Source organism: Streptomyces sp. GB4-14, from assembly GCF_022696125.1.
Taxonomy (GTDB): Bacteria; Actinomycetota; Actinomycetes; order Streptomycetales; family Streptomycetaceae; genus Streptomyces; species Streptomyces werraensis.
The window spans coordinates 3,968,219-3,987,876 of the sequence record NZ_RZHO01000002.1; the positions used below are offsets into that span (position 1 = coordinate 3,968,219).

General features: G+C 72.7%; 11 protein-coding genes. 6 read left to right on the forward strand and 5 right to left on the reverse strand.

Annotated features, from left to right (window positions below):
• Positions 1–132: 132 nt before the first annotated feature.
• Positions 133–2,973, forward strand: coding sequence for a preprotein translocase subunit SecA (gene secA, locus ELQ39_RS19520; protein WP_190000908.1), 2,841 nt, complete (start codon positions 133–135; stop codon positions 2,971–2,973).
• Positions 2,974–3,049: 76 nt separating this feature from the next.
• Here the strand turns inward: secA and ELQ39_RS32560 are convergent, their stop codons facing one another.
• Positions 3,050–3,460: an Rv3235 family protein gene (locus tag ELQ39_RS32560; protein ID WP_356807690.1), complete on the reverse strand. Its 411-nt coding sequence runs from the start codon at positions 3,458–3,460 to the stop codon at positions 3,050–3,052.
• A 760-nt stretch (positions 3,461–4,220) separates the two neighbouring features.
• On the opposite strand from ELQ39_RS32560, the gene ELQ39_RS19530 reads away from it, so the two are divergent.
• The 4 genes from ELQ39_RS19530 to ELQ39_RS19545 all read left to right on the forward strand — a co-directional run bounded on the left by ELQ39_RS19530 (position 4,221) and on the right by ELQ39_RS19545 (position 12,452).
• A complete protein-coding gene (locus tag ELQ39_RS19530; protein ID WP_190000906.1) occupies positions 4,221–4,727 on the forward strand; it encodes a DUF6912 family protein in 507 nt (168 codons plus the stop codon).
• Positions 4,728–4,748: 21 nt separating this feature from the next.
• Complete coding sequence (locus ELQ39_RS19535) at positions 4,749–5,423, forward strand: HAD family hydrolase (RefSeq protein ID WP_190000905.1); 675 nt, start codon at positions 4,749–4,751, stop codon at positions 5,421–5,423.
• A 428-nt stretch (positions 5,424–5,851) separates the two neighbouring features.
• Entirely contained in the window at positions 5,852–10,801 is a 4,950-nt protein-coding gene (locus tag ELQ39_RS19540) for an NAD-glutamate dehydrogenase (protein ID WP_225644904.1), read from the forward strand.
• A 130-nt stretch (positions 10,802–10,931) separates the two neighbouring features.
• The gene (locus tag ELQ39_RS19545) at positions 10,932–12,452 is read left to right on the forward strand and encodes a hypothetical protein (RefSeq protein WP_242593083.1); all 1,521 of its coding nucleotides are present in this window, start codon (positions 10,932–10,934) and stop codon (positions 12,450–12,452) included.
• A gap of 91 nt (positions 12,453–12,543) precedes the next feature.
• Here ELQ39_RS19545 and ELQ39_RS19550 read toward each other — a convergent pair whose 3' ends face one another.
• The 4 genes from ELQ39_RS19550 to ELQ39_RS19565 form a co-directional block, all read right to left on the reverse strand.
• A complete protein-coding gene (locus ELQ39_RS19550; RefSeq protein ID WP_242593085.1) occupies positions 12,544–14,220 on the reverse strand; it encodes a glycosyltransferase in 1,677 nt (558 codons plus the stop codon).
• Positions 14,220–16,415 (reverse strand): CDP-glycerol glycerophosphotransferase family protein, encoded by a 2,196-nt coding sequence (locus ELQ39_RS19555; RefSeq protein WP_242593087.1) that lies wholly within the window; start codon positions 16,413–16,415, stop codon positions 14,220–14,222. The genes ELQ39_RS19550 and ELQ39_RS19555 overlap by 1 nt, the downstream gene beginning before the upstream one ends.
• Before the next feature lie 134 nt (positions 16,416–16,549).
• Positions 16,550–17,341 (reverse strand): ABC transporter ATP-binding protein, encoded by a 792-nt coding sequence (locus ELQ39_RS19560; protein ID WP_190000900.1) that lies wholly within the window; start codon positions 17,339–17,341, stop codon positions 16,550–16,552.
• A complete protein-coding gene (locus ELQ39_RS19565) occupies positions 17,334–18,263 on the reverse strand; it encodes an ABC transporter permease (RefSeq protein WP_242593089.1) in 930 nt (309 codons plus the stop codon). The genes ELQ39_RS19560 and ELQ39_RS19565 overlap by 8 nt, the downstream gene beginning before the upstream one ends.
• A gap of 140 nt (positions 18,264–18,403) precedes the next feature.
• Here ELQ39_RS19565 and ELQ39_RS19570 point away from each other — a divergent pair, with 140 nt between their 5' ends.
• Positions 18,404–19,039: a TetR/AcrR family transcriptional regulator gene (locus ELQ39_RS19570; RefSeq protein WP_190000898.1), complete on the forward strand. Its 636-nt coding sequence runs from the start codon at positions 18,404–18,406 to the stop codon at positions 19,037–19,039.
• Positions 19,040–19,658 lie beyond the last annotated feature (619 nt).

Genomic DNA, 19,658 nt, shown 5'->3' on the forward strand with positions numbered 1-19,658 from the left:
CGGCTGCGGCGGACGGTCACCGCCCCGGCAGGCCTCCCGGCGCGACGGGGTCCTCGCATACGATGGCCGTTGCTCAGTCAGTGAAACGGAAACCGACCGTCCCAGGCCCGACCGGCAAGGAGACCAACCCCCGTGTCCGTCCTCTCGAAGATCATGCGTGCAGGCGAAGGCAAAATCCTGCGCAAGCTGCACCGCATCGCGGACCAGGTCAACTCCATCGAAGAGGACTTCGAAGGCCTCTCCGACGCCGAGCTGCGGGCCCTCACCGATGAGTACAAGCAGCGCTACGCCGACGGTGAGAGCCTGGACGACCTGCTGCCCGAGGCCTTCGCCACGGTGCGCGAAGCCGCCCGGCGCGTGCTGGGCCAGCGCCACTACGACGTCCAGATCATGGGCGGCGCGGCCCTGCACATGGGTTACGTGGCGGAAATGAAGACCGGTGAGGGCAAGACCCTCGTCGGCACGCTCCCCGCGTACCTGAACGCCCTGTCGGGCGAGGGCGTCCACATCATCACGGTGAACGACTACCTGGCCGAGCGCGACTCGGAGATGATGGGCCGCGTCCACCGTTTCCTGGGCCTGAGCGTCGGCTGCATCCTCGCCAACATGACGCCGGCCCAGCGCCGCGAGCAGTACGCGTGCGACATCACCTACGGCACGAACAACGAGTTCGGCTTCGACTACCTGCGCGACAACATGGCGTGGTCGAAGGAAGAGCTGGTGCAGCGCGGCCACAACTTCGCCATCGTCGACGAGGTCGACTCGATCCTCATCGACGAGGCCCGTACGCCGCTGATCATCTCCGGCCCCGCGGACCAGGCCACCAAGTGGTACGGCGACTTCGCCAAGCTGGTGAAGCGCCTCAAGCGCGGTGAGCCGGGCAACCCGCTCAAGGGCATCGAGGAGACCGGCGACTACGACGTCGACGAGAAGAAGCGCACGGTCGCCATCCACGAGTCCGGTGTCGCCAAGGTCGAGGACTGGCTCGGCATCGACAACCTGTACGAGTCGGTGAACACCCCGCTCGTGGGCTACCTGAACAACGCCATCAAGGCGAAGGAGCTCTTCAAGAAGGACAAGGACTACGTCATCATCGACGACGAAGTCATGATCGTCGACGAGCACACCGGACGTATCCTCGCCGGCCGCCGCTACAACGAGGGCATGCACCAGGCCATCGAGGCCAAGGAGGGCGTGCCGATCAAGGACGAGAACCAGACGCTCGCCACGATCACGCTGCAGAACTTCTTCCGCCTCTACAAGCGCCACGACCACAGCGGCAAGGAGCTGCCGGGTCTGTCCGGCATGACCGGTACGGCGATGACCGAGGCCGCCGAGTTCCACCAGATCTACAAGCTCGGCGTGGTGCCCATCCCGACCAACCGGCCGATGATCCGCAAGGACCAGTCGGACCTGATCTACCGCACCGAGGTCGCCAAGTTCGAGGCGGTCGTCGACGACATCGAGGAGAAGCACCGCAAGGGCCAGCCGATCCTCGTCGGCACCACCTCGGTCGAGAAGTCCGAGTACCTGTCGCAGCAGCTCAGCAAGCGGGGCATCCAGCACGAGGTGCTGAACGCCAAGCACCACGAGCGTGAGGCGCAGATCGTCGCCCAGGCCGGCCGCCGCGGCGCCGTCACGGTCGCCACGAACATGGCCGGCCGTGGTACGGACATCAAGCTCGGCGGCAACCCCGAGGACCTCGCGGAGGCGGAGCTGCGGCAGCGCGGCCTCGACCCCGAGGAGCACATCGAGGAATGGGCCGCGGCCCTGCCGGAGGCCATGGCGCGCGCCGAGGAGGCCGTGAAGGCCGAGAAGGAGGAGGTCGAGAAGCTCGGCGGCCTCTACGTGCTGGGCACGGAGCGGCACGAGTCGCGGCGTATCGACAACCAGCTGCGCGGTCGTTCCGGCCGTCAGGGCGACCCGGGCGAGTCCCGCTTCTACCTGTCGCTCGGCGACGACCTGATGCGGCTGTTCAAGGCGCAGATGGTCGAGCGCGTGATGTCCATGGCGAACGTGCCGGACGACGTGCCGATCGAGAACAAGATGGTCACCCGTGCGATCGCGTCCGCGCAGTCGCAGGTGGAGACGCAGAACTTCGAGACGCGTAAGAACGTCCTGAAGTACGACGAGGTGCTCAACCGGCAGCGCGAGGTCATCTACGGCGAGCGCCGCCGCGTCCTGGAGGGCGAGGACCTGCAGGAGCAGATCCACCACTTCATGGACGACACCATCGACGCGTACGTCCAGGCGGAGACCGCGGAGGGCTTCCCCGAGGACTGGGACCTGGACCGGCTGTGGGGCGCGTTCAAGCAGCTCTACCCGGTGAGCGTCACGATCGAGGAGCTGGAGGAGGCGGCCGGCGACCGTGCCGGTCTGACCGCCGAGTTCATCTCCGAGTCCATCAAGGACGACATCCGCGCCCAGTACGAGGCGCGCGAGGCGCAGCTCGGCTCCGAGATCATGCGTGAGCTGGAGCGACGGGTCGTGCTGTCGGTGCTGGACCGCAAGTGGCGCGAGCACCTCTACGAGATGGACTACCTCCAGGAGGGCATCGGCCTGCGCGCGATGGCCCAGAAGGACCCGCTGGTCGAGTACCAGCGCGAGGGCTTCGACATGTTCAGCGCGATGATGGACGGCATCAAGGAGGAGTCCGTCGGCTACCTGTTCAACCTGGAGGTCCAGGTCGAGCAGCAGGTCGAGGAGGTGCCGGTCGAGGACGTCAAGCCGACCGCCGACCTGGAGAAGCAGGACGCGGTGCCGGCGCAGGCGCGGCCGGAGATCCGGGCGAAGGGTCTGGACGCCCCGCAGCGGCGGAACCTCCACTTCTCCGCTCCCACGGTGGACGGCGAGGGCGGCACCATCGAGGGCGAGCTGGCCACCGACGACGAGCCGGTGCGCTCGTCGGCGGACGGGCTGACCCGCGCGGAGCGCCGGAAGCAGGCGCGGGGCGGGCGTCGCCGCAAGAAGTGACATCGCCGTACCGACGGCACTGCCGGCCGGGTCCGGGCACCTGAGGGTGCCAGGACCCGGCCGTTGCGCGTGGTCGTCAGCGGGGGCCGCCCAGCTCGACGGCGGTGCAGCGCCAGCGGAGGTCCCGGCCGCGCTCCAGCCGGAACGCCATGGCGCGGAGCCTGTCCCCGGCGCCGATCCGCGCGAACGCCTCGATGGCGCCCTCGCGCGGCACGAACCACCCGATGTCCCGCACGACGGGCCGCGCCCCGCGCGTCCGCAGCGGGCCGCGCTCCGCGAGCCGGATCAGCTCGTCGTAGGCCTGCCCGGCACTGTGCCGCAGCATCGCGTGCACGGGGCGCTGGCCGCTGAGCACGGCGACGAGCAGGTCCGCGAAGCGGTCGGTGGGCCGGGGCTGGGGGACGCCCCGAGGCACCCCGTCCGGGCGCGTGGACGCGGTGCCGTCCGGCGCCCTGCGCGCGGCCCGGAAAGGCGCTGCGACGGGCACCCGGCCGCGGTCTCCGGCCGTGTCGGCGGGCGCCGCGCCCCGGCCCTCGGGCGCGGTCCCTGTGGGTGGGCGGCCCCGGCCGCCGGGCCTCGTGCCCGCCGGCACCCGGCTCCGGGGCCCGGACACCGTGCCGTCGGACCTCCGGCCCGGAGTGCCGAGGAAGTCGGCGGGTGCTCCGTCCTGGCGCTCGGGCGCCGTACCCGTGGGCGTCCCGCCCCGGTGCTCGGGCGGCGCGGCGGACGGCGCCCCCGGCCCTGGGCCCGTGCGGCCGCCGCGCGCCGGTGCCCGGCCCGCCGGGCGGTTGTCCGTGGGCCGGGTGCGGCGAGGGGTTGTTCCTCGGGGGCGGCCCGCGCCTGGGGAGGGGGCCAGGGACGGGTTTGTCGTGGGGACGCGTGGGGGGACTGCTGCGGGGGAGCGGCGTGGTGTTCTGCTCATGACCTTGTGCACGAGGGCCCCGTTCTGAAGGCCGGGCCGGCGGGGGAGCCGGGTACCGGGCAGTAACTTCGTGACGTGGATCTTGTACGGGGCCGTGCGGGGGCGGGGCAAGGAAGGGCGGGGGTGCGTGGGGCGGGGAGGGAAGTTCACTTATCCGGGTGGCCGGTCGCCTGCCGGCGCCCTTGTTCACACGGGCGGGACGGGTGAATCCGTGGACCGAGGGTGACGGCTCCCGAGGGGGCGGCGAGGACTCGAAGGGGGACGGGTGCGACGTATTCTGAGACCTTGCCGAAGTAGTGATCCGAGCTGACGAAAGCGGCCGACCATGCGCGTCTACGTCCCCCTCACCCTCCCCGGGCTCGCCGAGGCGCACAGGACGGGGCAGCTGGGCGACGGGCCGTTCACCGCGTACGCCGTGACGCCCGCGCTGCGCGAGTGGTACCTCTCCGACGACATCGAGGAGCTGGAGTACGCCGCGCTCAGCCGCGCCGCGCTGGCCTCCCTGCGTCTGCTCGCCGCCGACCCCGCCGCGCCCCGCCGCCGGGTCGTGGTCGCCGTGGACGTGGCCGACGGCGCGGCCTCCGCCGAACCCGGCCGGGGCCCGGACCCGGCCGTGCTGGGCGAGGTGCGCCTCGCCGGGCCCGTACGCCTGGCGAAGGCGGCCGCGGTGCACGTCGACGCGGAGGACGCCGAGGAGGACGTGGCGGCCGCCGCGCAGGCGCTGGACGCGGCGGACAAGGGGGACGACGACGCGCAGTTCGTCGTGGACGGCGCGGAGGACCACGAGCTGCTGTGGTTCGCGACGCAGGAGATCCCGCAGCTCGTCGCCTGACGGCCCGGGTAGGTTTTCCGCATGGGGACGCACACGGACGCGCACATCGTCTGGGACTGGAACGGCACGCTGTTCCACGACGTCGACGCGGTCATCGGGGCGACGAACGCGGCCTTCGCCGAGCTGGGCCTCGCACCCATCACGCTGGAGCGGTACCGGGAGCTGTACTGCGTGCCGGTGCCGCGCTTCTACGAGCGGCTGATGGGCCGGATGCCCAGCCAGGCCGAGTGGGAGGTCATGGACGCCGTCTTCCACCGCCACTACACCGAGCACCGGGTGCGCTGCGGTCTCGCCGACGGCGTGGAGGACCTGCTCACGGGGTGGGTGGCGGCGGGCCGCAGCCAGTCGATCCTCAGCATGTACGGGCACGAGGAGCTGGTCCCGCTGGTGGAGGACTTCGGTATCTCCTCCCACTTCATACGCGTCGACGGCCGCACCGGCCCCTCCGGCGGAAGCAAGGCGGAGCACTTGGTGCGCCACCTGGACGCGCTGCGCGGCACGGTGGACCCGCGGCGCACGGTGGTCATCGGCGACGCCGCCGACGACGCGCTGGCCGCGCTCCACGTGGGCGCGCACGCCGTGCTGTGGACCGGCGGCTCGCACGGCCGGACCAGTCTGGAGGCGGTCGGGGTTCCGGTGGTCGACAGCCTGAGCGAGGCCGTGGCGCAGGCGGAACGGCTGGCGGTCTCCGGCTGACCCGGGGAGCCCGGGCGCACTGTGCGAAACGTCAAAGTTCGCCCCCCGGTTTTGTACACATACGGCTCATGACGGGGCCCCTCCGGAGAGCGATAGCCTAGGCAGCGTGATCAGCGCGATAGCTCGCGGGGACCGTGGCGTCCCCGCTGTGCGCCCGGCGAGCACGGAGGACATCCGTGACCGGGTGGCGACCGCTGATCCTCGCGGGCGGCACGGGACGCGGCGCACCCCAGGGAGCCCGGCGTCACGGAGAGCCACGTCACACCCGTCGGACCCCTTCAATTCCGCCGAGAAGCCCCCGCTCCTCTCACCTTGCGGCATACCGTCGGCACAGACCGGACACCCCGTGTCGTACCGCCGCACCACAGGGTCGGAGACCGTACTTCCTTCTACGTCACGCAACGGCGCGCGACAGGAGCCAGAGGACCATGCAGACCAAGCTGGACGAAGCCAAGGCCGAGCTGCTCGATCGGGCCGCCCGGGTAGCTGAGAACAGCCCGGCCGGGGGGAAACTGCCGACTGGGACCGCGGAGGGGGACACGCCCGACCGGGATGCCGTCCTCACGTTCCTCCAGCGCTACTACCTGCACACCGCCCCGGAAGACCTCACCGACCGCGACCCGGTCGACGTCTTCGGGGCCGCCGTCTCGCACCGCCGGCTCGCCGAGAACCGCCCGCAGGGCACGGCGAACGTCCGGGTGCACACCCCGACCGTCGAGGAGAACGGCTGGACCTGCAGCCACTCCGTCGTCGAGGTCGTCACCGACGACATGCCCTTCCTCGTCGACTCCGTCACCAACGAGCTGACCCGCCAGGGCCGCGGCATCCACGTGGTGATCCACCCGCAGTTCGTGGTCCGCCGGGACGTCACCGGCAAGCTGATCGAGGTCCTCTCCGACCCGGTGAGCGGCGACCTCCCGCAGGACGCCCGCGACCTGCCGCACGATGCGCACGTCGAGTCCTGGATCCACGTGGAGATCGACCGCGAGACCGACCGCGGCGACCTCAAGCAGATCACCGCCGATCTGCTGCGCGTGCTCTCCGACGTCCGCGAGGCCGTCGAGGACTGGGGCAAGATGCGTCAGGCCGCCACCTCGCTGGCCGACGCGCTGCCCGACGAGCCCGTCCCCGCCGACCTGCCCCCGCTGCAGGTCGAGGAGGCCCGCGAACTGCTCCACTGGCTCGCCGACGACCACTTCACCTTCCTCGGCTACCGCGAGTACGAGCTGCGCGCCGACGACTCGCTGGCCGCCGTGCCCGGCACCGGCCTCGGCATCCTGCGCTCCGACCCGCACCACGCGACCGACGAGGACCACCCGGTCAGCCCGTCCTTCGACCGGCTCCCCGCCGACGCCCGCGCCAAGGCCCGCGAGCACAAGCTGCTCATCCTCACCAAGGCCAACAGCCGCGCCACCGTGCACCGGCCGTCGTACCTGGACTACATCGGCGTGAAGAAGTTCGACGCCGACGGCAACGTCATCGGCGAGCGGCGCTTCCTCGGGCTGTTCTCCTCCGCCGCGTACACCGAGTCCGTGCGCCGGGTGCCGGTGATCCGCCGCAAGGTCGAGGACGTCCTGGAGCGGGCCGGCTTCTCCCCGCACAGCCACGACGGGCGCGACCTGCTCCAGATCCTGGAGACCTACCCGCGCGACGAGCTGTTCCAGACCCCGGTCGAGGAACTGCAGGCCATCGCCACCTCGGTGCTCTACCTCCAGGAGCGCCGCCGGCTGCGGCTGTACCTGCGCCAGGACGAGTACGGGCGCTACTACTCCGCCCTCGTCTACCTGCCGCGCGACCGCTACACCACCGCGGTGCGGCTGCGGATCATCGACATCCTCAAGGAGGAGCTCGGCGGCGTCAGCGTCGACTTCACCGCGTGGAACACCGAATCGGTCCTCTCCCGGCTGCACTTCGTCGTCCGCGTCCCGCAGGGCACCGAGCTGCGCCACCTGTCCGACAGCGACAAGGAACGCATCGAGTCCCGGCTGGCGGAGGCCGCCCGCTCGTGGTCCGACGGCTTCTCCGAGGCGCTGACCACCGAGTTCGGCGAGGAGCGCGCCGCCGAGCTGCTGCGCCGCTACGCGGACGCCTTCCCCGAGGGCTACAAGGCCGACCACAGCCCGCGCGGCGCCGTGGCCGACCTGGTGCGCCTGGAGGAGCTGGGCGAGCAGCAGGACTTCGCGCTCAGCCTGTACGAGCCGGTGGGCGCGGCGCCCGACGAGCGCCGCTTCAAGATCTACCGCACCGGCGAGGCCGTCTCCCTGTCCGCGGTGCTGCCCGTGCTGCAGCGCCTCGGCGTCGAGGTCATCGACGAGCGGCCGTACGAGCTGCGGTGCGACGACCGCAGCGTCGCCTACATCTACGACTTCGGGCTGCGCATGCCGCAGGCGCCCGGCGGCGGGGTGGACTACCTCGGCGACGACGCCCGCGAGCGCTTCCAGGAGGCCTTCGCGGCGACCTGGACCGGCAAGGCGGAGAACGACGGCTTCAACGCCCTCGTGCTGAGCGCCGGGCTCACCTGGCGCCAGGCGATGGTGCTGCGCGCGTACGCCAAGTACCTGCGCCAGGCCGGGTCCACCTTCAGCCAGGACTACATGGAGGACACCCTCCGCCACAACGTCCACACCACCCGGCTGCTGGTCTCCCTGTTCGAGGCGCGGATGTCGCCGGACCGGCAGCGCGCCGGGTACGAGCTGGTGGACGCCCTGCTGGAGGAGCTCGACGCCGCCCTCGACCAGGTCGCGAGCCTCGACGAGGACCGCATCCTGCGCTCCTTCCTCACCGTCATCAAGGCGACGCTGCGCACCAACTTCTTCCAGGAGGCGGCGGGCGGCGAGCCGCACGACTACGTCTCCATGAAGTTCGACCCGCGGGCCATCCCGGACCTGCCCGCGCCGCGCCCGGCGTTCGAGATCTGGGTGTACTCGCCGCGGGTGGAGGGCGTGCACCTGCGCTTCGGCAAGGTCGCGCGCGGCGGTCTGCGCTGGTCCGACCGGCGTGAGGACTTCCGCACCGAGATCCTCGGCCTGGTCAAGGCGCAGATGGTGAAGAACACCGTCATCGTGCCGGTCGGCGCCAAGGGCGGCTTCGTCGCCAAGCAGCTGCCCGACCCGGCCGTCGACCGCGACGCGTGGATGGCCGAGGGCATCGCCTCCTACCGGACGTTCATCTCCGCGCTGCTCGACATCACCGACAACATGGTGGGCGGCGAGGTCGTGCCGCCGGCGGACGTCGTCCGGCACGACGAGGACGACACCTACCTGGTCGTCGCCGCCGACAAGGGCACCGCGACCTTCTCCGACATCGCCAACGAGGTCGCGGAGAGCTACAACTTCTGGCTCGGGGACGCCTTCGCCTCCGGCGGCTCGGCCGGCTACGACCACAAGGGCATGGGCATCACCGCGCGCGGCGCCTGGGAGTCCGTCAAGCGGCACTTCCGCGAGCTGGGCGTGGACACCCAGAGCGAGGACTTCACGGTCGTCGGCATCGGCGACATGTCCGGCGACGTGTTCGGCAACGGCATGCTGCTCAGCGAGCACATCCGCCTGGTCGCCGCCTTCGACCACCGGCACATCTTCATCGACCCGGACCCGGACGCGGCCACCGGGTACGCCGAGCGCCGCCGGCTGTTCGAGCTGCCGCGCTCCAGCTGGGCCGACTACAACGCCGAGCTGATCTCCGCGGGCGGTGGCGTCTTCCCGCGCACGGCCAAGTCCATCCAGCTCAACAGCCACATCCGTGAGGCCCTGGGCATCGAGGAGAAGATCTCCAAGATGACCCCGGCCGACCTGATGAAGGCCATCCTCACGGCGCCGGTCGACCTGCTGTGGAACGGCGGCATCGGCACCTACGTCAAGGCGTCCACCGAGTCCCACGCGGACGTCGGCGACAAGAGCAACGACGCGATCCGCGTCGACGGGCAGGACCTGCGGGTCTCCGTCGTCGGCGAGGGAGGCAACCTGGGCCTGACCCAGCTCGGCCGGATCGAGTTCGCGCTGCACGGCGGCCGGATCAACACCGACGCCATCGACAACAGCGCGGGCGTGGACACCTCCGACCACGAGGTGAACATCAAGATCCTGCTGAACGGGCTCGTCAAGGAAGGCGACATGACGGTGAAGCAGCGCAACAAGCTGCTCGCCGAGATGACCGACGAGGTCGGCCGTCTGGTGCTGCGCAACAACTACGCGCAGAACACCGCCATCGCCAACGCGCTCGCCCAGTCGAAGGACATGATCCACGCGCAGCAGCGCTTCCTGAAGCACCTGGTGCGCGAGGGCCATCTGGACCGGGCGCTGGAGTTCCTGCCCACCGACCGGCAGATCCGCGAGCGGCTCGCCTCCGGGCAGGGCCTGACCGGGCCGGAGACGGCGGTGCTGCTGGCGTACACGAAGATCACCGTCGCCGAGGAGCTGCTGCACACCTCGCTGCCCGACGACCCGTACCTCAAGGGCCTGCTGCACGCGTACTTCCCGACCGCGCTGCGCGAGCAGTTCGCGGAGCACATCGACACGCACCCGCTGCGCCGTGAGATCACCACGACCGTGCTGGTCAACGACACGGTCAACACCGGCGGCACCACGTATCTGCACCGGATGCGCGAGGAGACCGGGGCGTCGCTGGAGGAGATCGTCCGGGCGCAGACCGCGGCCCGCGCGATCTTCCGCTCCTCGGTGGTGTGGGACGGCGTGGAGGCGCTCGACACCAAGGTCGACGCGGCCACCCAGACCCGGATCCGGCTGCACTCGCGCCGTCTGGTGGAGCGCGGCACGCGCTGGCTGCTGAACAACCGGCCGCAGCCGCTGCAGCTCGAGGAGACGGTGTCGTTCTTCGCCGAGCGGGTGGAGCACGTCTGGTCGCAGCTGCCCAAGCTGCTGCGCGGCGATGACCTGGACTGGTACCAGAAGATCTACGACGAGCTCGGCGGCGCCGGGGTCCCGGACGAGCTGGCCACGCGGGTCGCCGGATTCTCCTCCGCCTTCCCGACGCTCGACATCGTGTCCGTGGCCGACCGGATGGGCAAGGAGCCGCTGGACGTCGCCGAGGTCTACTACGACCTGGGCGACCGGCTGCGCATCACCCAGCTGATGGACCGGATCATCGAGCTGCCGCGCGCCGACCGGTGGCAGTCGATGGCCCGTGCGGCGATCCGCGAGGACCTGTACGCGGCGCACGCGGCGGTCACCGCGGACGTGCTGGCGGAGGGCGACGGCACGTCGACGCCGGAGCAGCGCTTCGCGCTGTGGGAGCAGAAGAACGCGGCGCTGCTGGGCCGGGCCCGCAGCACGCTGGAGGAGATCCACAACTCCGACGCGTTCGACCTGGCCAACCTGTCGGTGGCGATGCGGACCATGCGCACGCTGCTCAGGAACTCGTAGCGCACCGGACCCGTCGAGGGGCGCCCCGGGCCGTCACGGTCCGGGGCGCCCCTCGCGCGTGTGTGGTGCGTTGGGCGGGAATCGGCGGCGAACCCGTGGGCACGGTGCCGTAACGGGATAGGGCTCCCCTGTGACTGTCCGATTCTCGTCGTCCGGGATGTCCGGGGAGACCGGCACACGGCGCTCCGCGCTCCGCCCGGCCGCCGCCGGCCGGGTCCTGGCCACGGGCGTCACCGGACTCGTCCTGCTGCTGCTGGCCCTGGTCGTCGTACGGCTGCCGTGGATGGGCGACCTGGGCATCCACGCGGCGACCGTGCAGCGGCTGCGGCACGCCCCGCTCGCCCCCGGCAACCCGCTGGTCGACGCGAACACCCCGAGCCCCTACTACTCGCCGTGGACGCTGGTGCTCGGCGGTGCGGCCCGGGTGACCGGGCTGGACGTGTTCGTGGTGCTGCGGGCGGCCGCCGCGGCCGGACTGGCGCTGCTGGTCACGGGCGTGTGGCGGTACGTGCGGACGCTGAGCGCGCACCCGGCCGCGCCCGTGCTCGCGCTGCTGTCCCTGCTGCTGCTGTGGGGCACCGAGCCCTTGCTGTGGAGCGGGTTCACCGGGCTGCACTCGCTGGCCCTGACGGCGGCGTACCCGAGCACCTTCACGCTGGGGCTCGCCTTCCACTTCTGGACCTGGCTGAGCGGGGCGCTGCGCCGGCCGGCCGGGTGGGGGGTGTGGCTGGGGCTGGGCGTGCTGTGGGCGGTGATCCTGCTCTGCCACCAGTTCTCCGGGGTGGTGGCCACGGCCGGCGCTGCCGCCACGGTGGCCGCCGCGCGTCCCGGGCGCGCGGTGTGGCCCCGGCTCGGCGGCGCGCTGCTGCTGGGCGTCTCGGTGCTGGGGGCGTGGCCGTACTACGACTTCTTCGCGCTGGCGGACGCCGGGGAACGGCTGGAGACGGTGCACCGGGTGCTGTACGCGCATCCGGCGGCGCGGTTCGCACTGGTGCTGCTCGGGGTGGCCGCGCTGGTGGGGCGGTGGCGGCGTGACCACCGCGATCCGCTGGTGGTGTTCTGCGCCCTGGGCGTGCTGGCCGTCGCGGCGGGCCGGGTCACCGGGCACCACTCCTGGGCGAGGGCCCTGCCGGCGGCGGTGATCCCGGCGCAGCTCGCGGCGGCGCTCGCGGTCGTGGGGGAAGGATCGCGGCGGGTGCGGTCGGTGTGGGCGGCGCTGCTCGCCGGGGCGCTGCTGGCCGGTGCCTGGGCGCAGGCGGGCGCGCTCGGGTACGTGGTCCCGGCCGACGCGCTGCCGGGTCCGGTCGCGGAGAAGTACCGGCGGCCGTGGCCGGGGTACGGGTGGATCACCCGCTGGGTGCGGTACGGCGACGTCGTCATGGCGGAGGGCCGGGTCGCCCGCCAGGTGCCGGCGTACGGCCCCTATACGGTCGCCCCCGGCTACCCGGACTTCTTCCTCGCCGACGAGGAGCGCCGTACCGCCGTCACCCGGGCGTACTTCGCCGCGGACACGTCCGCGGCCGAGCGGCGGCGCACCGAGCGGGATTACGAGGTGCGCTGGGTGCTGGACCGCCGTGGCGCGCTGGACGACGCCGCGCTGCGGCCGGTGGCCCGGGGGCCGCGCGGGGAGGTGCTGTACGCGGTGCCGTGAGGCGGGGCGGCGTGGGACCGGCGCAGTGCGCCCGCCGGCCGTACGGCCCGGTGCGGACGGCGGGCGGACGGCGGGCGGACGGTGCGTGCGGTCAGCGCAGGGCGCCCGCCACCAGCTGCACCGCGCGGCGCAGGCGCGGGTGGACCAGGCGGCCGGCGACCGGGCGGAGCGCGGCGGTGACGCCGGCCGGTTCCCAGCGGACCTGGAGGCGGCCCGGGTTGTGTCCCTCGGGCTCGACGGTGACCTGGTGGGGGGCGGCGCCTGAGCGGTAGGGGACGCGGGCGGTCAGCGCGGGGAACTCCAGAGGCGCCAGCAGCAGCGCCTGGTTGCTCCGGCCGCCACCGGAGAGCCGCACCAGCGGGTGCCGGACCCCGGCGAACCCGCCCAGCGGCAGCCGCGCCCCGGCCAGGTCCAGCCGTACCGTCCCCTCGAACACACCCGGCCGCACCGGGTCCAGGCGGAACGGCACGGTGAGGCGGCGCCGGCCCGGGGAGATCACCAGGCTCGCCCGCTGGGGGCCGACGGGGAGCCGCAGCGCCGGGTCGTAGGTCCGCACGGTGAGGTCGACCCGGGCGCCGCCCCCGGGGACGCGGGCGAGCCCCGTGATCTCGTGCCGGAACAGCGCGGCGGGGAACGGGCGGGTGTCCGGCTCCAGCTCGGTCAGGTCCAGCTCGCGGCGGGCGGCCACGCCGTCCGGCACCCGGTCGCCCCAGTAGACCCGGCCGTCCGCGTCGCCGGTCAGCCGCCTCGGGGCGACGCCGTGCCCCAGTCCCCGCGCCGCGAGCGCGGCCTCCGGCAGGCGACGGTCCCGGACCAGCTGGAGCACCACCCGCTCCGCACGGGGCAGCCGCGCGTACGCGCCCGGGGCCAGCGTCTCCAGGTACGGGTTCACCTCGTCGGCGAAGGCGGCCAGCCACTCCGCGTCGCGGTACGGCAGGTCGCCCGCGTACATCCGGAAGTCGTGCTTGAGGAACTTGTGGTCCTTGTCCTCGCGCAGCCCTTCGTGCCCGCTCTCCGCCAGGAACGCGTCGATCAGGCGCTGCACGTGGATCCGGTCGCGGACGTTGCCGATCAGGTGCCGCTGGTTGGATATGGACGCGGTGTCGGAGCTCACGTACGGGGCTATGTACCAGAGGTAGACCGGCTCGGGGACGATCGTGAACCGCTCCGCCAGGCAGTAGGCCTGCGCCGAGAACAGCTGGTCCTCGTAGTGGATGCCCTCCGGGAAGCGCAGCGCGTGCCGGTCGAGGAAGGCGCGGGCGTACATCTTGCTGGTCGCCAGGTGCTCGAAGAACAACCGCGGGTCGTCCTCGATGCCGTCCAGGGTGCGGCGCTCGCCCACCAGGTGCGGCATCCACGTGGAGCGGCGTCCGGTGTCCACGCGGATCCGGCGCACCGCCCCCATCGCGAAGTCGATCTCCCGCTCCCGGTGCGCGGCCAGCAGGGCGGCGACCGCCCCCTCCGGCAGTTCGTCGTCGCTGTCGAGGAACATCAGGTACGGCGCCCGGGCGATCTCCAGGGCGCGGTTGCGCGGGGCGCTGCACCCGCCGCTGTTCTCCGGCAGCCGCAGGTACCGCACGCGCGGGTCGGCGGCCGCCAGCTCCCGCGCCACCCGCGGGGTGTCGTCCGTGGAGTGGTCGTCGCTGATGACGACCTCCAGGTCGCGGTGGGTCTGGCGGCACACGGACCGCACGGCGCGGGGCAGCCGTCCGGCGTCGTTGTGCACGATCACCGTGACGGTGACGTCGGGGAGCCGGGACGTGGACATCACGCGGTCACCTCCTGGGGGGCCGGCGCCGGGGTGCGCTCCTTCGGCGGCAGCACCGGGGGCAGGGACGCCTCGTCCTCGCCGAGGAACACCCGGCGCACGACGCGCTCGGCGGCCCGGCCGTCGTCGAACTCGCAGAACCGGCGCCGGAAGGCGGCCCGCGCCTTCGCCGCGCCCTCGTCGCGCCAGGCGTCGGTGGCGAGGATCTCGGTGAGGTCGTCCTGGGTGCGCGCGACCGGCCCCGGCGCCTCGGCCGTCAGGTCGAAGTACACCCCGCGCGTGGTCCGGTACGTCTCCCAGTCGTCGGCGTGGATCACGATCGGGCGGTCCAGGTTGGCGTAGTCGAACATGATCGACGAGTAGTCCGTGACCAGGGCGTCGGCGGCCAGGCACAGCTCCTCGACCGGTTCGTACGCGGACACGTCGATCACGCGCCCCGAGCGGCGCAGGCCGGCCGGCGGGGTGAGGCCCGGGTCGTAGAAGTAGTGGGCGCGCACCAGCAGGACGGTGTCCTCGCCGAGCCGGTCGGCGAGCGCGGCCAGGTCCAGGCGCGGGGTCCAGCCGGCCTCGTAGTCGCGGTGGGTGGGCGCGTAGAGGACGGCGCGGCGGCCGGGGGCGATGCCGAGCCGCTCGCGGACCGCGCGCACCTCGTCGGCGCCCGCCGTGTAGTAGACGTCGTTGCGCGGATAGCCGTGGTCGAGGGAGACGTACCGGGACGGGTAGGCGCGCTCCCACATGCGGGTGGTGTGGCTGTTGGCGGAGACGCTGTAGTCCCACTTGTCGACGCGCTCCAGCAGGGCGTCGAAGTCCAGGCCCTGCGCGGCGGCCGGGTAGGCCATCTGGTCGAGGCCCATGCGCTTGAGCGGGGTGCCGTGGTGGGTCTGCACATGCACCGCGTCGGGGCGTTTGACCACCGCGTTCGGGAAGTTGACGTTGTTGACGAGGTACTTCGCCGTGGCGAGCACCTCCCAGTAGCGGCGGGTGCCGGGGACCACGTGGTCGGTGCCGGGCGGCAGCAGGGCCGCGTTGCGCGCGGTCACCACCCACACCGGGTGGACGTGCGGGGCGAGTTCGGCGAGCTTCGCGGCGATCGCGGCCGGGTTGCAGGCGACGCCGCGGTTCCAGTAGGCGGAGAACACCGCGAGGTGCGGGTCGACGGGCCGGCGCAGCGCCGCGCGGTACTGGTGGTCGCGGATCAGGGCGCCCGCCTGCCGCCGTCCGGCGCGCACCGTGGACCGCACGGCGCGACGCGCGTGGTTGGCGGTCTGAAAGGCGCGGTAGCGCGTGTAGGCGCCCTCCTCCAGCAGCGAGCGGCGCACGCCCTCAGGGCCGCCGGGACGGCGGTACCCCTCGGGGCGGCGGCGTACGGCGGCGGATCCGGCCCGCAGGAAGAACTCCCGGGCGGCCGGCTCGGGCACGGCGCCGCGGGCGAAGGTGCGCAGGCAGTCGCGGACCATGATCTCGTAGAGCACGGTGTAGACCGCGGGCCGGTCCTGGGCGAGGTCGAGCAGGGCCTCGTAGCGGTCGACGGCGGCGAGGTGCTGCTCGGGGGTGACGGGCGGGAGGCTCGCGGGGCGCAGCCGCCGGTCCTCGTAGGCGATGTGCGGCAGGCAGGAGACGCGGCCGGCGAGCAGCAGGGCGGCGAGGGCGGCGCGGGCCTCGTCGTCGGTGGTGAGGTGCTCCTCGTGGGCCCGCCAGAAGCCGGCGCGCAGCACGCGGGTGCCCAGCAGCGGGGTCAGGCGCAGCAGGTAGGCGCTGTCGGCGAGGGCCGGCTCGGTGCGTCCGGCACGGGCGAGGAGGGGGCCGTCCGCCGAGGGCAGGGCGGAGCTGCGCCAGGTGCTGCGCAGATGGTCCAGGAGGAGGACGTCGACGGTGTCGGGCAGCTCGGCGGTGCGTTCGGCGACGGTGCGGGGGCTGCCGGGCGGGAGGCCGTCCTTGGCGCGGACGAAGTGCAGCCAGCGGCCCGTGGCCCGCGCGGCCCCCGCCGCTCTCGCCGCCGCGTCGGAGGCGCCGTCGGGCAGCGGGACCACCTGGAGCTGCGGGGCGTGCCGCTCGGCCGTCTCACGGGCCCAGTCGCCGACGGCGGCGACGACGACCTCCACGTCCGGCAGCGGGTGGGCGACGAGCGAGTCGAGGAGGCCGGTCAGGTGGTCCTGGGTGTTCGGTCCGTGGACGATGACGCTGAGCTGGGGCATCACGGGGCTCCTTCGGCTGCTCGTCGGCGCGGACGGTCCCGTCGGTCGTCATCCAGTCATAGTGACACCTGTCGGGCGAATCGGTCGGCGCGAAGTCCACCCGAACGGCGCTCGCCGCGCCCACGCCGGATCTGCTAGCGGGCCGCTCCCGTGAACTTCTCGTACTCCCGGAGCACCTCGTCCGTGGGGCCGTCCATGCGCAGCTCGCCGCGCTCCAGCCAGAGCACCCGGTCGCAGGTGTCACGGATGGACTTGTTGTTGTGGCTGACCAGGAACACCGTCCCGGCGTGCTTGCGCAGCTCGCGGATACGGGCCTCGGAGCGCTTCTGGAAGGAGCGGTCGCCGGTGGCCAGCGCCTCGTCGACGAGGAGCACGTCGTGGTCCTTGGCGGCGGCGATGGAGAAGCGCAGCCGGGCGGCCATGCCGGAGGAGTAGGTGCGCATCGGCAGGGTGATGAAGTCGCCCTTCTCGTTGATCCCGGAGAAGTCGACGATGTCCTGGTAGCGGGCCTTCACCTCCTCGCGGGACATGCCCATCGCGAGCCCGCCGAGCATCACGTTGCGCTCGCCGGTGAGGTCGGCCATCAGGGCCGCGTTGACCCCGAGCAGGGACGGCTGGCCGTCGGTGTAGATGTTGCCGTTCTCCACCGGGAGGAGCCCGGCGACGGCCTTGAGCAGGGTGGACTTGCCGGAGCCGTTGGTGCCGATCAGTCCGATCGCCTCTCCGCGGTACGCCACGAAGGACACGTTCCGCACGGCGTGCACCCGGCGCACGCCGGCCGCCTTCTCGGTCTGTCCGCGGCGGAGCATGCGGTTGAGCGCTGCGGTCGCGGTGCCGCGTCCGGCGCCGGTGCCGTTGACCCGGTAGACCACGTCGACGCCGTCGGCGACGACCGTCGGCCTCCTGTCCTTGGGGGTGTCAGCCACGGCCGTACCTCTCCTCTGCCTTCCAGAAGTAGACGAAGCCGACCACGCCGGCGAGCACCGCCCAGCCGAGCGCGAACGCCCAGACGTGCGGCGGCAGGTAGGACGAGTCGTACTTGTCGATCAGCGCGAACCGCACCAGGTCCATGTAGACCGCGGCCGGGTTCCACTGCAGGACGTCCGCCAGCCAGGCGGGAACGTTCTTGTCCTCCAGCATCGCGGGGATGGAGAACATCACGCCGGACGCGTACATCCAGGTCCGCAGCACGAACGGCATCAGCTGCGCCAGGTCGGGGGTCTTGCTGCCCATCCGCGCGAAGATCAGCGCGAGGCCGGTGTTGAACACGAACTGCAGCGCCAGCGCGGGGACCACCAGCAGCCAGGAGGCATCCGGGTAGCTGCGGAATCCGATCATGACGACGACCAGGACGATCATCGAGAACAGCAGCTGCTGGAGCTGCTGGAGCGCGAACGAGATCGGCAGTGACGCCCGGGGGAAGTGCAGCGCCCGCACCAGCCCCAGGTTCCCCGAGATCGCCCGCACGCCCGCGAGCACCGAGCTCTGCGTGAAGGTGAACACGAACACACCCGTCACCAGGAACGGCACGTAGGCATCGCTCGGTATGCCCTTACGGGCGCCCAGCAGCAGACCGAAGATGAAGAAGTACACGGCCGCGTTCAGCAGCGGCGTCGCCACCTGCCACAGCTGCCCCAGCTTCGCCTTGCTGTACTGGGCGGTCAGCTTGGCCTGGGAGAAGGCCAGGATGAAGTGGCGCCGCCCCCACAGCTGGCGGACGTATGCGCCGAGGGGCGGGCGGGCTCCGCTGACCGTGAGGCCGTGCCGGGCTGCGAGGGCCGCGAGGTCGGACTCGGGGGGTTCCGGGCGCGCCGACGCGGCGGGCGGTGTGTCGAGTGCCTGACTCACATCCGCTGCTTTCGCTAGGAGGGGGGTGGGGGTGACGGGTCCAACGGTCTGACGTCGGAACGGGACCGTATCGTCGTGACGACGAGCGTAGGTCGAATGCACGTCGGAACGCAACCGTATCGTCGCTACGCGGGCGGCCTATGCTGGAGCCCATGACGAACGCCGACGCGCCCGAGCCACGTCCGCGCCGCCGGGCTCCCGCCGGGGCCGCCGTCCTGCGCGAGGACGTCACCGAGGCCATTCGGACGGCCGTCTTCGAGGAGCTCGCCGCCGTCGGCTACGCCCGGATGTCGATCGAGGGCATCGCGCGCCGCGCGGGCGTGGGGAAGACCGCGGTGTACCGCCGCTGGCGCTCCAAGCTGCACGTCGTCCTCGACGTGGTCTCCGCGCTCGCCGTCCAGGGCCTGCCCGCCCCCGACACCGGCTCCCTGGAGAGCGACCTGCGCCTGCTCTACGAGGTCAGCTCGCGCGCCCTGCGCCATCCCGTCGCCTCGCAGATCCTCCCCGACCTCCAGGCCGAGGCCGCCCGCAACCCCGAGATCGCCGAGGCCGTGCAGAAGGCCCTGCGCGAGGGCCAGGACGGTGTCGCCAAGGGCATCGTCACCGCGGCCCAGGAGCGGGGTGAGATCGGCGCCGGCGTGGACCACGCCCTGGCCCTCGACCTGATCTCCGGGCCGTTGTACTGGCGCTCGGTGGTGATCCGCAGCCCGAAGCTGCCGAAGGGCTACCTGGACGGCCTGGCCCGCGCGACGGCGCAGGCCCTCAAGGCGCTCTGATCCCTGGCTCGCGCCAGAGCATCCGTCCGTCCGGCACCCGGCCGGCACCCGTCCGGCACCCGGCCGGCACCCGTCCGGCACCCGGTCGACGCCCTGTGCCCCTGCCGCGACCTGCGGGGCCGGTGTGTCCCCCCGGGGGAGGGGTGGACGAGGAGTGGGCCGGGCCGGCGGCTCGGGACGGCGCGGGCTCGGAGGAGACGGACTGCCGTCCTCGTCGGGGCAAGCCAGCCATCGGGCCTGCCCGGCCCGCGCCCGCCGCGACGCGCGGAGCCGGCGCGCCCCGCAGGTGGCGGCAGGGGCGGACGGGATCAGGCCGTCGCGGTGGCTCGGGGCGGCGCCGGGTGCAGCGGCGGAGGTCGGTGCGGGCCCTCATCAGGGGCAAGGCGGCCGGTGGAGCCGGCCGGTCACTGTCCGTCCGCGCCCGCCGCGACGCGCGGAGCCGGCGCGCCCTGCGGGTGGCGGACGGGGCGGACGGGATCAGGCCGTCGCGGTGGCTCGGGGTGGCGCCGGGTGCAGCGGCGGAGGTCGGTGCGGGCCCTCATCAGGGGCAAGGCGGCCGGTGGAGCCGGCCGGTCACTGTCCGGCCGCGCCCGCCGCGACGCGCGGAGCCGGCGCGCCC

What these genes read in the sequence shown, in the direction of transcription:
- ELQ39_RS19530 (WP_190000906.1), top strand. Translation starts at nt 4,221, where the DNA reads ATGCGCGTCTACGTCCCCCTCACCCTCCCCGGGCTCGCCGAGGCGCAC.
- ELQ39_RS19535 (WP_190000905.1), top strand. Translation starts at nt 4,749, where the DNA reads ATGGGGACGCACACGGACGCGCACATCGTCTGGGACTGGAACGGCACG.
- ELQ39_RS19540 (WP_225644904.1), top strand. Translation starts at nt 5,852, where the DNA reads ATGCAGACCAAGCTGGACGAAGCCAAGGCCGAGCTGCTCGATCGGGCC.
- ELQ39_RS19550 (WP_242593085.1), bottom strand. Translation starts at nt 14,220, where the DNA reads ATGTCCACGTCCCGGCTCCCCGACGTCACCGTCACGGTGATCGTGCAC.
- ELQ39_RS19555 (WP_242593087.1), bottom strand. Translation starts at nt 16,415, where the DNA reads ATGCCCCAGCTCAGCGTCATCGTCCACGGACCGAACACCCAGGACCAC.
- ELQ39_RS19570 (WP_190000898.1), top strand. Translation starts at nt 18,404, where the DNA reads ATGCTGGAGCCCATGACGAACGCCGACGCGCCCGAGCCACGTCCGCGC.